Source organism: Flavobacterium sp. MEB061, from assembly GCF_000834715.1.
In the GTDB taxonomy this organism is placed as follows: domain Bacteria; phylum Bacteroidota; class Bacteroidia; order Flavobacteriales; family Flavobacteriaceae; genus Flavobacterium; species Flavobacterium pectinovorum.
This window is the reverse complement of the sequence record NZ_JXQR01000015.1, coordinates 563,980-578,175: the sequence shown is the minus strand read 5'-3', so window position 1 is coordinate 578,175 and position 14,196 is coordinate 563,980. Positions and strand designations below refer to the sequence as shown.

10 protein-coding genes are annotated in these 14,196 nt (G+C 36.7%); 3 read left to right on the top strand and 7 right to left on the bottom strand.

The features are described from left to right. Window positions 1-8 precede the first annotated feature (8 nt). A complete protein-coding gene (locus RT99_RS09820; RefSeq protein WP_042564533.1) occupies window positions 9-509 on the bottom strand; it encodes a MarR family winged helix-turn-helix transcriptional regulator in 501 nt (166 codons plus the stop codon). Between the two features lie 5 nt (window positions 510-514). Beyond that, complete coding sequence (locus tag RT99_RS09815) at window positions 515-1,003, bottom strand: GNAT family N-acetyltransferase (protein ID WP_042564532.1); 489 nt, start codon at window positions 1,001-1,003, stop codon at window positions 515-517. Window positions 1,004-1,108: 105 nt separating this feature from the next. Here RT99_RS09815 and RT99_RS09810 point away from each other — a divergent pair, with 105 nt between their 5' ends. Continuing rightward, a complete protein-coding gene (locus RT99_RS09810) occupies window positions 1,109-1,561 on the top strand; it encodes a nucleoside deaminase (protein ID WP_042564531.1) in 453 nt (150 codons plus the stop codon). A gap of 7 nt (window positions 1,562-1,568) precedes the next feature. Here RT99_RS09810 and RT99_RS09805 read toward each other — a convergent pair whose 3' ends face one another. Further along, window positions 1,569-2,672 (bottom strand): fatty acid desaturase, encoded by a 1,104-nt coding sequence (locus RT99_RS09805; RefSeq protein WP_042564530.1) that lies wholly within the window; start codon window positions 2,670-2,672, stop codon window positions 1,569-1,571. A 245-nt stretch (window positions 2,673-2,917) separates the two neighbouring features. On the opposite strand from RT99_RS09805, the gene RT99_RS09800 reads away from it, so the two are divergent. Together RT99_RS09800 and RT99_RS09795 are read left to right on the top strand one after the other, a co-directional pair. After that, window positions 2,918-5,809, top strand: a complete 2,892-nt coding sequence (locus RT99_RS09800) for a PQQ-dependent sugar dehydrogenase (RefSeq protein ID WP_117614808.1) — start codon at window positions 2,918-2,920, stop codon at window positions 5,807-5,809. Window positions 5,810-5,908: 99 nt separating this feature from the next. Beyond that, a complete protein-coding gene (locus RT99_RS09795) occupies window positions 5,909-6,931 on the top strand; it encodes an LLM class flavin-dependent oxidoreductase (protein WP_042564609.1) in 1,023 nt (340 codons plus the stop codon). A gap of 225 nt (window positions 6,932-7,156) precedes the next feature. Here RT99_RS09795 and RT99_RS09790 read toward each other — a convergent pair whose 3' ends face one another. The 4 genes from RT99_RS09790 to RT99_RS09775 all read right to left on the bottom strand — a co-directional run bounded on the left by RT99_RS09790 (window position 7,157) and on the right by RT99_RS09775 (window position 14,190). Next, window positions 7,157-8,761 (bottom strand): Na+/H+ antiporter, encoded by a 1,605-nt coding sequence (locus tag RT99_RS09790; protein ID WP_042564528.1) that lies wholly within the window; start codon window positions 8,759-8,761, stop codon window positions 7,157-7,159. A gap of 173 nt (window positions 8,762-8,934) precedes the next feature. Beyond that, window positions 8,935-9,435, bottom strand: a complete 501-nt coding sequence (locus RT99_RS09785) for a hypothetical protein (protein ID WP_042564527.1) — start codon at window positions 9,433-9,435, stop codon at window positions 8,935-8,937. A gap of 168 nt (window positions 9,436-9,603) precedes the next feature. Next, window positions 9,604-11,007 carry an efflux transporter outer membrane subunit gene (locus RT99_RS09780; RefSeq protein ID WP_042564526.1) on the bottom strand — a complete coding sequence of 468 codons (1,404 nt, stop codon included), beginning with the start codon at window positions 11,005-11,007 and terminating at the stop codon, window positions 9,604-9,606. A gap of 18 nt (window positions 11,008-11,025) precedes the next feature. Further along, window positions 11,026-14,190, bottom strand: coding sequence for an efflux RND transporter permease subunit (locus RT99_RS09775; RefSeq protein ID WP_042564525.1), 3,165 nt, complete (start codon window positions 14,188-14,190; stop codon window positions 11,026-11,028). Between the last annotated feature and the right edge of the window lie 6 nt (window positions 14,191-14,196).

Here is a 14,196-nt window from a genome sequence, read left to right as displayed (position 1 = left end):
ATCCACTTTTACTCTTTACTCTTTATTCTATATTCTTCACTCTTCAATTGCAAAGCCCGCTGCAAAAAACTCTGGTGTAATATCTTGTTTTCGGCTTCGTTAATGGCCTGAAGTAAGTTGTTTTGATTATCAGCAATATCACTCAAAATCGTTGTCATAATTGCCCAAACCGGTTTCATTTCTTCGATAAGCTCCCGCCCTTTTGGGGTTAATTGAAGTAATCTTTTACGTTCGTCGATTTTGTCTTTTTTAGATTTAATCAGTTTTTGTTTTTCCAATTCTTTCAATAAACTGATGGTTGAAGGATGTGTGTAACCAATTTCGTTGGCAATTTCAACCACGCTCAAAACTTCTTTATGATATAATGTATAGATTACAGGAAACCATTTCGGCTCAAAGTCAATTCCGTATTCTTTATAAAGCAAAGCTCCGTCTTTACGCAATTGCTCGCTCAAACGCTGCAATCGCGTTGAAAGGGCTAAAATTCCTGATTCATCTATTATATTCATTCTTCTTATTTTAAAGGTAAATGACGGAAAACATGGTCTGGTTTCATTAACGGAAATTTCTCCGGAAGCAATTCCTGTTCGATGGCAACAAAATGATTTCGCTCATAAAAACGCAAAGCCGCTTCTAGTTTAGAAATGGTTCCCAAATATATGTCATCGATTTCGTTTTCTTTAGCATATTGAATTAAAGTATCTAATAATTTTTGGGCAATCGAGAATTCTTTTCCGCGATACTCTTTCTTTACAAACATTTTTCTAATGGCTGCTTCTTTTTCATCAAACTTTATTAAAGCAATAGTTCCTACCAATTCATCATTTACAAAAGCACCCCAAAAACCTCCGCCTCCGGCATGATAAAAATCTTTTATATTTAATAAATCCGGCTGGTCTTCTATGGTAATCGGAACATTAAATTCTTTCTGCTGAATGTTTAATATCAAATCTATTGCAGCTTCTGAATATTCATTTTGGATGGGAATAATTAACGGTTTCATATCTTTTATTTTTTTACAATACAAAACTACGTAGTTAACTACATAAAAACAAATTTTATTGATAAAATGTGTGTGAGGTTTAGAATATTAGGTTAAATTTGTAGTATGCAGCCAGGGAAAAATCAAAATCATGAATATTACATGAACAAATGCATTGAACTTGCAAAAGTGGCCAAACTTAATGGCGACAGTCCGGTTGGTTCTGTTTTGGTGCTAAATGGTGAAATTGTTGGTGAAGGTATTGAAGGCGGAAAAACCTTTAAGGACATTACTTTTCATTCAGAAATTGAAGCTGTTCGAAATGCCAGAAAGCTGCTTCAAACTCCGGATCTTTCAGATTGTATTATGTACACGACACACGAACCTTGTATTATGTGTTCATACGTCCTTAGGCATCACCAAATTAACACTATCATTATTGGTTTGGCTTCGGGTGATATTGGTGGTTTTAGTTCACAATATCCTTTACTCAAAGATGAAACTATCAAAAAATGGAAAAAACCGCCCACACTTATTTTTGGCATTCTGGAAGAAGAATGTAAAAAATTGTCTTTATAATTTGAGCTTATATTTCTCCCGTCATCAAAATATTTTCTTTTACACCTTTGTTTTTTAGCATTCTAAAGTGAGAACGCACCGCATGGTAAAAAGGATAAGAAGTATAAGGAAGATCATATTCCTGAGCGTAACGCCTTATAATTGGCGTAATATAAGGATAATACGTATGACCAACTCCCGGAAAAAGATGATGTGCAACATGATGCGTGAACCCGCCGTATAAAAAGTTAGCCAATTTACTATCTGTACTAAAATCCTTAGTTACAATCATTTGATGCAAAGCCCAGCTCGCAGATAGATTTCCTTCATCATCTGTTACCGGAAAATGGGCGTCTTCGTCAACATGTGTAGATACAAGTGCTACAACTCCAAGCATACTTCCGCATAAATGCATGGCAAACCAGGCGCCTAAAACAACATACCAAGGCTGATTTAAAACCATCATCGGAATAAAAAGCAAATAGATAAGATTGAATACTTTTGCTGCAAATAACTTATAGATTTCTTTTTTCGGAATCTGATCAACTACTTTCTTTACATAATTGTCTTTCTTCCCAAAAAAGTCCTTAAAATCGCGAATATAAATCCAATTTAGGCTATACAACGGATAAATAAACCACATATAAATATGCTGATATTTATGGTAATTGAACAGCGGACTATTGGGGAAAATCCTGATGATATCGCTTTGCTTAATATCAATATCCCAATCGGGAACGTTAGGATACGCATGATGAAGACCAACATGGCGACGTATCCAAAGCCAATGATTACTGCCAAAAAGTTCTAATGCGTAAGTAAACCATTCGTTATGTTTTGGCTTTTTAAATAGTGCTCCGTGCGCCGCATCATGAAATGCATTGATAAAAAGTACAATCATGTTTATACCGCACAAAATATAAAAGCTATAAAGTAAAGGCGTGCTGTTACCGAATAACAGAATACAGGTGTAAAATAAAAAAAAGAGTACTAAAAGTCCAATAGACTTAATGATATTCAATCGGTACAAAGATGAATTTTTTAAAACTGTTTCTCTCACTTCTCGTTGCAGCATTTTAAAAAAATCATCAGTACCAGGTTTTAGATAAACCGGGCGTTTTAATTTTTCCATAATGGTTATTGGATAGAAATTCTTACATCAAATTTATTAAAAATCTTAAAAATAAATAATAAATTTTGCAATTATTTAAGGATAAACCATTACTTACTAGCCTTTTACATCTATTCACTAGCAAAATACTTTATCAAACAAAAAATAAGTTTAGTAGTAAAAAAAATGTTAATTTTGATTGCCCCTTTACCACAATCTACTAAAAATAACTTATGAAAAAAAATTTACATCTTAGATTAAATCAGATGAAAAAATTAAAGCCGCTATTCATTTATGCTTTCTTTTTACTGATTTCATGGCAGGCAAATTGCCAGTACATTACAGAAACCCTCGCTCCTACGGCGGTTATTAAAGAAGGTTTGTCATTAGAACAATCTTCAGACGGACGGATTTTTATCGCTGAAAGAGCAGGAATCGTCAAGGTTTTTCAAAACAATGCTGTTTCAACCGTTTTTACTGTTACTACTGTTACAGATGCTGAACAAGGACTTCTTGGACTTACACTTCATCCTGATTTTGCTACAAACGGTTATATTTACGTTTTTTATTCTATTGATGACGCAGGTGTAATCAGACACCGAATTGAAAGAATACAAATCAATGCAGCCAATCAGGTTTTAGGGAGACAGGAAATTTTATTGCTGGAACCTATTGGCGGCGGATTTCACAACGGTGGAGATTTAAAATTCTTTAACGGATTTTTGTATGTAACTGTTGGTGATAGTCAGCAAAATACAAACTCGCAGGATTTAGATACTTATAAAGGAAAAATTTTACGTTTGACAGAAAACGGATTACCTGCGCCCGGAAATCCTTTTTACGGAAGCGGTTCTATACAAAGACAAAGCATCTGGGTTTACGGTTTTAGAAATCCGTGGCGATTGGTTCCAAATGTAGCAGCCAATAAATTATTTGTTTTGGATGTTGGAACTTCATGGGAAGAAATAAACGAAATCAGCAATCCAACGATTCGCAATTATGCCTGGGGACATCCGCAAGGCGGTGACGGTAACCAAACCGAAACGAATTTGTTTACCAATCCCATTTTTACCTACGCCACCGGAAGTATTGGAAATGCTTTGACAAATGGTGTTTTGTACAATCCGACAACGCCAAGATATCCGAATCTTCAGGGGAAATTTATTATTAAGGATTTTGTTCGAAATGCTATTCGATCTTTTGATCCCAATGTTGAAGATCCGGTTTCTACCGAATTTTACGAAGCTCCGCAACAGCAGGCACTTGGAATGATGCTAGGCAACGACGGTTATATTTATTACTGCGCTTACGGAAACAACGGTTCTTTAATCAAATTAGATTATATCGAAACTGCAGCGCCAACAATTGTAAATCATCCGCAATCTCAAAGTATTATGGCAACAAAACCGGTTACTTTTGAAGTTACGGCAAGCGGTGTTGGGCAAACTTATCAATGGCAATTTAATAATGTAAATATCAACGGAGCAACGGCTTCTACTTATACAATTGCAAGTGTAACGGCTGCAAATGCAGGACAATACAAAGTTATTGTAACTAATACTGCAGGAAACGTAACGAGTAATCCGGCAACACTTACGGTAACACCGTTTAGTAATGCACCAACGGTTGATTTGAAATTTCCGTTAGCGACTTTAAAATGGAATGCTGATGATGTTGTTAATTTTGAAGCTACAGCAACCGATATAGAAGATGGCGTATTGCCTGCCAGTGCTTTTTCATGGAGTATGGATCTTTTTCACGAAGATATTCCCGGAGCCGGACATTCACATCCCGGTGCAAGTCCACAAGGAGTAAAATCCGGAACTTTTGTAGCATCCAATCAAGGTGAAAAAACACCAAACGTTTGGTACAGGTTTACCGTAAAAGTAACCGACAGCAACGGCTTAACCGCAACAAAATTTGTGGATATAAAACCCAATTTGGTTGATGTTACTGTAACAAGTTCTCCAGCATTACTTAATTTAGAATTCAATCAAAAGCCGGTTACTGCACCTTCGACCAAACAAGTTGTCGCCAATGCAAAACTACAAACGCTTAATGCGCCAACTCCACAATATGTTGGTAATATTAGATATGATTTTGACCATTGGAGTCAGGGCGGAACTGTAAACCAGAATTTTCAGGCACCAGTAACGGGAACTATAACCTATACAGCATTTTATACAGCGACAACACTTCCTTCTGCACCATACCAAGGGTTAATTGCACAGATTCCGGGAATTATTGAAGCTGAAAACTATGATATTGGTCCTTCTGCCTTTTTTGACAGTAATAGCGGTGGAGACACTGCTTATAGGGCTGGCGACGGTGTAGGAACCGAAGCTTGTAACGAAGGCGGATTTAATATTTCATATGTAGCTAAAAACGAATGGCTTAAATATACAGCAAAAGTAAACACAACCGGAAATTATGACGTAAAACTAAGAGTTGCAACGCCATACAATAATAAAGCACTTCATATTGAAGTTGACGGCGTAAATGTTTCCGGTCGATTTGCGGTTCCTAATACAACCGGTTTTCAAGCCTGGCAAACGATTACGATTCCAAATATTCCATTAACTCAGGGCGTTCATGTGATCACGCTTTGGTTTGATGAAGCCGACGTTAACGTAAACAAAATGGAATTTTCATTATCAGGAAATTCAACAACTCCGGTTGCTGATTTTGAAGTTAATCAATCAATGGGATGTATCAATAGTGCGGTTACCTTTACCTCTGTTTCGATTGGCACAGTTGATACTTATCTCTGGAATTTTGGCGAAAATGCAACACCAACAACCGCAACAGGTGTTGGTCCACATACTATATTATATGGCACAGAAGGCGACAAAACCGTTTCTTTAACCGTAACTAATACAGCAGGAAATAACAAAAAAGAGATTACTTATATGGTTCATAGCTGTACTCTTGATGTTGATTTCCCATTAGAAGATTCAAAAAAAGTAATCGTTTTCCCGAATCCTTCAACAGGAGTTTATCATCTTTCAAAGGAAATGGAATGGAAAATTTATTCCTCATCAGGAGCTAAAATTCAGGAAGGAAAAGGAAATCTGATTAACATCTCTGATCAGGCTTCTGGAGTATATTTCATTAAAAATAATGAAAGCAGTAAAGCAATTCATATTGTGAAACAGTAGCATTTATAAAACTCAAATTTCACTAATTTTCACTAATTTAAATTTGTGTTAATTAGTGAAATTCGTGTTTAAAAGAGAATTTAATATCTTTACTAAATGATAGAAATAGGAATAGACAGTTTTGCTTCGGCAATGTATGGCGACAATAATACGCTTAGTAGTGTTGATGCTATGGAGCAATTGCTTCAAAGAATTGAGCTTGCCGATCAGGTGGGCCTTGATGTTTTTGGAATTGGAGAACATCATAAAAAAGAATTTTTAGATTCGGCTACAGCTGTAATATTGAGTGCGGCGGCTGCGCGAACAAAAAACATACGATTGGCAAGTGCTGTAAGTGTTTTAAGCGCTGCAGATCCGGTTAGGGTTTATCAGGAATTTGCTACTTTAGATTTAGTTTCAAAAGGAAGAGCTGAAATCGTCGTAGGCCGCGGATCTTCTATTGAAGCTTATCCCCTTTTCGGATTTAATCTAAATGATTATGATGCTCTTTTTAAAGAAAAATTAGAGTTGTTATTACAAATTCGCGACAATGAATTTGTAAGCTGGTCAGGAAAATTCCGTCCGGCAATAAATAACTTGCCTGTTTACCCGAGAGCCTTACAGGAAAAATTACCAATCTGGCTAGGAGTTGGCGGAACTCCCGAATCTTTTGTACGTGCAGGATCGCTTGGTTTACCTTTAATGGTAGCCGTTATTGGCGGACAAACGTATCGTTTTCGCCCGTTGATCGATTTATATCGTGAAGCCGGAAAAGCTGCCGGTTATAAACCGGAAGAATTAAAAGTAGGTTTGCATTCTCCGGGTTATGTTTCGGGATCTACCGAAAAAGCAATCGAAGAATATTATCCGGGTTATGCTGAACTTTGGACAAAATTAGGACTGGAACGCGGCTGGCCTCCTGTAACAAAAGATAAATTTGATGGTTTAATTGACGATAAAGGTGTTTTAGTTGTGGGAAGTCCGGAACGTGTTGCCGAGAAAATTTTGACTCATAGCGAATCGCTTGGAGGTATTTCGAGATTTACGTTTCAAATGGATAACGCGGGACTTACACACAATCAATTAATGAGTGCCATAGAATTCATTGGAACAAAAGTTATTCCTTTGGTTCGTAAGGGATAAAGTCTTTTTTACCGCAAAGAGCGCAAAGGTTTTACGCAAAGAACGCAAAGTTTTATCTTATAAAGAAGGCAAAGTTCGCAAAGCTACATATTGAAAAAGCTTTGCGAACTTTGTGTTTTTCCCCTCTTTCACTTTGTGGTAAAATATTATAGTGAATAAAAAACTTAGCGAACCTTGCGTAAAATCTTTGCGATCTTTGCGATCTTTGCGGTTAAGCCTTGCCTCCTATTCCTCATACATTTCCATCCACAAACGCGTTTCTTCCAAATCAAGTTCTTTTTCTATTTTTCTGAAAATTTCCTCGTTTACAGAACCTGATTTATGCATTGTTTCCAGTTTAGCACGTTCCACATTCAGCAAATCGATTTGCAATTTGGTAAAATCGTTAAAAATCTGCCCTCCCATTACATTTCCTTTTCCGAAGAAATTCGCCGGAAGTTCTGTTTTTTGCAAACGATTAAATTTTACTTCGTATTTACTCTTGATATTATGAAGCAAATCATCATTCAATAAAGAAAAATTATCTTCGATATGTGTAATAGTTTGAGAAACAATACTATTTCGAATTTCATATTCTTCAGCTAAAATAGAATAACGCTCAATTTTTAATTTTTTAATTACCCACGGAAGTGTCAATCCCTGAATTACCAAAGTCGAAAGTATCACACAAAAAACCAGATAAATAATAAGGTTTCGCAACGGAAATACTTCTGTATCATTATTAATTGTTAACGGAAGAGCCAATGCAGCCGCCATGGATACAACGCCACGCATTCCGGACCAACCGAAAATAATCATATTGCGATAATCGAATTCTTCTTTTTGCCTGATTTTTTTACTGAGAAATCTTGGAACCAACGTTGCCGGAACCACCCATAAAAAGCGGACTAAAATAACCACGGCACTTACAGAAGCTCCCCAAATAAACAATGACAGACCAGAATAATCGCCAATTCCCGAAATAATCTGACGCAACTGAAGTCCGATTAAAATAAAGATTAATCCGTTTAGAATATTCGTAAGCACGCTCCAGATTGTATTGGTCATAATACGGCTTTCGTGTGTAAAAATAGTTCCTGATCTGGCCGAAAGAAATAAACCCGTTGTTACAACCGCCAAAACTCCCGAACATTCAAAATGTTCTGCTATTAAATAAGAAGCAAAAGGCGTTAAAAGTGTTAAGGTAGCCTCGATAACATCGTCGCACACAAACCTTTTATGAATAATACTCATGGCATAACCAACAACTAAACCAATCGCGATTCCTAATATCGACATGATAAAGAAATTCAATCCTGCCTGCCAAAGCACAAAATTACCCGCTGTAATGGCTGCAAGTGCATATTTGTAAGCTACAAGTCCGCTTGCATCATTCAATAAACTCTCGCCTTCTAAGATCGCAATAAGGCGTGGATGCAAGCCTAGTCCTTTTGTTATGGCTGTCGCCGAAACAGCATCGGGAGGTGAAACAATCGCACCCAATAAAAAAGCCAACGGCCAGGAAATATCATCAATAAGATAATGCACGGCTACTGCAACAGAAACTGTTGTAAAAAGAACCAACCCAACTGCGGCAAGTGTTATAGGGCGAATGGTTTGTTTAAACTCAGACCAGCTTGTATACCATGCTGCATGATACAAAAGCGGTGGTAAGAAGATAATAAAAACGACTTCGGGATTTAATGCAATAACCGGAAGCCCGGGAATGATACTAATTGTAACACCACAAAGAACCAATACAATAGGAACCGGGAAATTATACCTTTTACTTAAAAGACTCAGGAATGCAACCCCGAATAACAACATGATGATTACTGTGATATTCTCCATTTTTTAAATTTACTTTCGTCTGATTTTATGACTCATTTGAAGAGTACGAATATAATATTTTACAAAATAACCGCCAATCTTTGTCAAAGTTTAAAACTTTGACAAAGATCACTCAGATACCAAACAAAAAAAACGCCTCATTTCTGAGGCGTTTTTCAAGTCATGTTTTTTAATTAGTGGCGATCATCGTGGCCATGATCCTTATTTTTATCGGAATTATTTCCTTTTGATTTTTTTGAATTACCCTTTTTTGTATTATCCTTTTTTGCATTATCCTTATTCGGTTTCTGCTTGCTGTCAGGTTTGTTTCCTCTGGTTTTCTGAGGTTTTCCTTTATAGCCTTTTGGATAATTGGTAACGTGTTTTTTATGATATGAATAAGGAGAATCTCCTTTGTAATCATTCAAAACTACTTTGTAACCATCGTAAAGATCATAATTTCTGTATCTTGAAGGCAATCTTTTATCACGAACCCATTTACCGCTATTTTCATAAATATACTGGCTTTGAGCAACATCATAATAGATATCAATATCCGGTAAATAGTAATATCTGCTTTCATCATTTCCTTCAGGTCCCCAGCTTGGCGGTGTACCAATATTTACGTTTATTGATACTTGTGCATGTGCAAAAACACTCATTAAAAGCATTAGAGCAAGTCCTAATTTTTTCATTTTTTTTAGTTGTTAAGTTTAAATTTGATTTGAATAAAGCGAAAGTAATGCCATTTTTCAGGTTTATCGAACTCATTATACAGAACCTCTAAACCAATCGACGAACACCGCTTTTTAACCGATACTATTTATCAAATTTCAACCTTCAACTCAATATTTTTAAGAACTTTATTTCCATCCACCGCCTAAAGCGCGATACAAATCAACCAAAGCCTGCAGCTTTTGCAAATTATCATTTATACCATTCAATTGTGCCGATAAAAGATTTTGTTCTGATGTTAAAACATCAGTATAATTTGTCGCTGAACTGTACTCTAAAAGCTGTTGTGTAAAATCAACTGCTTTTACTAAAGATTCAATTTGTTTTTGTCTCGAATCTTCTTTTTCAACCGCCATTTGGTACGAATACATTGCATTCGAAACTTCCTGTCCGGCAACCAAAAGACTTTGCTGAAAACTATTTAAAGCTTGTAATTGTTGCGATTGTGCCGTTGTTAATCTTGCTTTGTTTAAACCCTGATTAAAAAGTGGCTGTGTTAATCCTCCAATTATCGAATAAAAAATAGAATTATCGAAGAAGTTTTTCAACTCTAAATTCGAAAACCCACCACTAGCCGTAAGCGTCAGGCTTGGATAAAAATAGGTTCTGGCCAAATTTGTATTTTCAAAAGCAACTCTGAAATTAAACTCTGCCTGACGAACATCAGGACGATTTTGTAATAACTGAGACGGTAAACCTATCGCCAGATTATCAGGAGTTTGCTGTTCTCCTAAAACGCCTCTTTCGATTGGTCCCGGAGCTTGTCCTAATAAAATATTCAAAGCATTTTCGGTTTCACGAATGCTTTGTTTAATGTCCGGAATCAATACTTCGGCAGCATAACGATTGGCTTCACTTTGTACCACAGCAGCGCCTGTAACAATTGCACCTTCTTTTAAGGCTTTGATCGTTTCTACATTTTTAACACGGGCTTCTAAAGTTTGCTGTGTAATTTCAAGAGATTTATCATAAGACAACAATAAAAAATAATTGTTGGCAATATCAGCAATCAATTGGGTTTGAACCGCTTGTTTTGCAGCATCTGTCGCAAGATAAGTGGCCAAAGCTGCTCTTTTAGTACTGCTAAGTTTTCCCCAGATATCTGCTTCCCACGACGTACTTAAACCTAATTTATAGGTTGTCGTTAAAGTATTAATATTGATTCCTGCCGGAAAGTTAAGTCCTGCTTCTGATTGTTTGGTGCGTGTTACATTGGCATCCAGATTTAAATTTGGATAATAAGCCAATTTGCTTTGGCGTAAACTGGCACGAGCCTGAACAATATTTTCAATTGCATTTTTCAAATTCAGGTTCTGATCCAGACCTTTCTGAATTAAGGCACTCAATTTTGCATCTTTAAAAACACTTTGCCAAGGCATATTCGCCAGATTTGTAGAATCGGCAGCGGCCTGATCACGAAACAGCTTATCTGTAGAAAGTGTCGTGGGACGTTCGTATTTTTTGGTAACGCAGGCACTTAAAAGTGTGGCTGCGATTACCATTAAAATATATTTATTTGAACTATGAGTCATTTTTTGTCTTTTAAATTACTACTCTTTATGAGCTTCTATCAATTGAACTTCTTCATCATCATCTTCATCGTAACCATCTTTTGCAGGTCCGCTCACTTTTTCCTGTAAAGTCTGGAAAACGATAAACAATACCGGAATTACGAATACTCCCAAAATGGTTCCGATTAACATACCTCCAACTGCTCCCGTACCAATCGATTTATTACCAACAGCTCCGGCTCCTGAAGCAAACATTAAAGGCACAAGTCCTAAAATAAAAGCAAAAGAGGTCATTAAAATTGGTCGCAAACGCGCTACAGCTCCTTCAATAGCAGCCTGAACAATTGGCAATCCTTTTCTTCTTCTGTCCAAAGCAAATTCGACAATCAAGATACCGTTCTTCGCCAGCAATCCAATCAACATGATTAAGGAAATCTGCAAATAAATATTACTGTTTAGTTTGAATATAATCGAGAACAGATAAGCTCCGGCCAATCCAAAAGGAATGGAGAACAATACAGCAAAAGGCAAAATATAACTCTCATATTGAGCACTTAACAAGAAGTAAACAAATACAAGACATAATATAAAGATGAAAATAGTTTCACTTCCTGATGCTAACTCTTCACGCGTTAAACCTGAAAATTCATATCCATAACCTGCAGGTAAATTTTCGGCCGCAACTTCCTGAATCGCTTTAATGGCATCTCCTGAACTAAAGCCCGGATTTGGCGCTCCAGTAATAGAAATCGAAGTAAACAAGTTAAATCTTGAAATAGATTCCGGACCAAAAACCCTTGTCATTTTTACAAACTCTGTAATTGGCGCCATGTTTCCTGAAGCGTTTCTAACAAAAATTTTATTTAGTCCTTCTGTATTAGTTCTAAATTCTGGTGATGCCTGAATCATAACACGGTATTGTTTCCCGAATTTATTGAAATTCGAAGCGTACAAACCTCCATAATACCCTTGCATTGTAGACAAAATTGTATTGATTGGAACTCCTGCAGCTTTAGCTTTTGCCAAATTTATATCCATCATATATTGAGGAAAACCAGGATTAAATGGCGTTGTAGCATATTGTATTTCAGGACGTTTTGAAAGTTTCTCCAGAAAATCAACATTTACTTTATAGAATTCGGCTGTAGTATGCCCTCCTTTATCCTGAAGCTGAAACTCAAATCCACCACTTTGTCCAAATCCCTGAATGGTTGGCGGTGAAATGAAGAATATATTAGCTTCACGAATACCGCTTGTTTTGGCAAAAAGCTGACCAATTACATCATTAACACTTAATTCACGTTTGTCCCAGGTTTCCAGTTTTACAATAACCATACTGTAAGCACTACCCGCTCCGGCTGTAAAGTTTTGTCCCACAATACGAAGTGTATTTTTAACTCCCGGAATAGTCTTAGCAATACTATCGACTCTTTTGGCAATTACATCAGAACGTTCCATCGAAGCTGATGGCGGTAAACTAATGTTGGCGAAAACAGTTCCCTGATCTTCCGCCGGAACGAAAGCAGACGGTGTGGTTTTCATCATATAAAATAAAGCGGCACCGGCAATTAAAATCGAAGCCAATACAATCCATTTTTTTACAGAAAGAAAACTTACAGAACGTTTGTATCGCTCTGTTACATTATCAAATGCGACGTTAAACGCAGTATAAAAACGCTGAATAAAACTTTTATGTTTATGATCGTCTGCATGTGGTTTCAATAATAAAGCACATAAAGCCGGACTTAATGTCAAGGCGTTAATGGCCGAAAGAATAATCGCAACCGCTAACGTAATACCAAATTGTTTGTAGAAAACTCCCGTAGATCCTGTAATAAAGGTAACCGGAATAAATACCGCCGCCATTACTAATGTAATCGAAATAATCGCTCCAGAAATTTCATCCATCGCATCGATTGTAGCTTTCTTAGCCGATTTGTAACCGTGATCGAGTTTGGCATGCACCGCCTCGACGACCACAATCGCATCATCGACCACAATACCAATGGCAAGAACCATTGCAAAAAGCGTCAATAAATTAATCGTAAATCCGAATAGATTCAGGAAGAAAAATGTTCCAACAATCGCAACCGGAACCGCAATGGCCGGGATTAATGTAGATCTGAAATCCTGAAGGAAGATAAAAACTACGATGAAAACCAGAATAAAAGCTTCAATCAAAGTATGAATTACTTTTTCGATAGAAGCATCAAGATTTTCGTTAACATCCACAAGAAGCGTATATTTTACTCCTTTTGGGAAATTTTTTGCTGCTTCTTCAATTAGTTTTTTAGAGTTGTTAATTACGTCACGGGCGTTAGAACCAGGCGTTTGGCTAATTGCCATCGCTGCAGATTCGACACCGTTTGTTTTAATTGTCGAAGAATAACTCAATGATCCTAATTCTACTTTTGCTACATCTTTCAATCTTAAAACCTGTCCGTTTCCAACAGATTTTATAACGATATCTCCAAATTCCTGAGCGCTTGTTAAACGTCCTTTATATTTAATTACGTATTGAAAAGCCTGATTTCCGTTTTCACCAAATTTACCCGGCGCAGCTTCGATATTTTGTTCAGCCAAAGCTGCCGAAATATCACTTGGGATCAATTTGTATTGCTGCATGATATCCGGCTTAAGCCAAATTCTCATCGAGTAATCTTTGGCACCAAAAACGGTTACATCTCCCACCCCAACCACACGTTGAATTTGCGGAACAAGATTAATCTTAGCATAATTTTGAAGAAAAGTCTGATCGTAAGCTTTATCATCGCTATATAGCGAGAATATCAACAAGTTACTACTCTGGCTTTTTGTAACTGTTACACCGGCCTGAGTTACCTCTACAGGTAATAAACTTGTGGCTCTTGAAACCCTGTTTTGCACGTTTACTGCAGCCAAATCGGGATTTGTTCCTACTTTAAAGAATATTTTTATAGACGCATTACCGTCGTTTGTTGCTGTAGAAGTCATGTAAGTCATGTTTTCTACACCATTAATTTGCTCTTCCAGCGGAATTACAATACTTTTAAGTACCACATCTGCGTTGGCTCCTGTATAACTTGCCGAAACGTTTACCGTTGGTGGAGCAATATCGGGATATTGGGAAATAGGAAGCTCTATAAGCCCTAAAACACCTAGAATGACAATAATAACCGAAATTACTGTCGAGAGTACAGGTCTTTGAATGAATATTTTAAACATGTATTT

Excerpts from the sequence above, each read along its gene's own strand:
- RT99_RS09810 (WP_042564531.1), top strand. The coding sequence starts at position 1,109 with ATGCAGCCAGGGAAAAATCAAAATCATGAATATTACATGAACAAATGC.
- RT99_RS09805 (WP_042564530.1), bottom strand. The coding sequence starts at position 2,672 with ATGGAAAAATTAAAACGCCCGGTTTATCTAAAACCTGGTACTGATGAT.
- RT99_RS09800 (WP_117614808.1), top strand. The coding sequence starts at position 2,918 with ATGAAAAAATTAAAGCCGCTATTCATTTATGCTTTCTTTTTACTGATT.
- RT99_RS09790 (WP_042564528.1), bottom strand. The coding sequence starts at position 8,761 with ATGGAGAATATCACAGTAATCATCATGTTGTTATTCGGGGTTGCATTC.
- RT99_RS09785 (WP_042564527.1), bottom strand. The coding sequence starts at position 9,435 with ATGAAAAAATTAGGACTTGCTCTAATGCTTTTAATGAGTGTTTTTGCA.
- RT99_RS09815 (WP_042564532.1), bottom strand. The coding sequence starts at position 1,003 with ATGAAACCGTTAATTATTCCCATCCAAAATGAATATTCAGAAGCTGCA.
- RT99_RS09780 (WP_042564526.1), bottom strand. The coding sequence starts at position 11,007 with ATGACTCATAGTTCAAATAAATATATTTTAATGGTAATCGCAGCCACA.
- RT99_RS09820 (WP_042564533.1), bottom strand. The coding sequence starts at position 509 with ATGAATATAATAGATGAATCAGGAATTTTAGCCCTTTCAACGCGATTG.
- RT99_RS09775 (WP_042564525.1), bottom strand. The coding sequence starts at position 14,190 with ATGTTTAAAATATTCATTCAAAGACCTGTACTCTCGACAGTAATTTCG.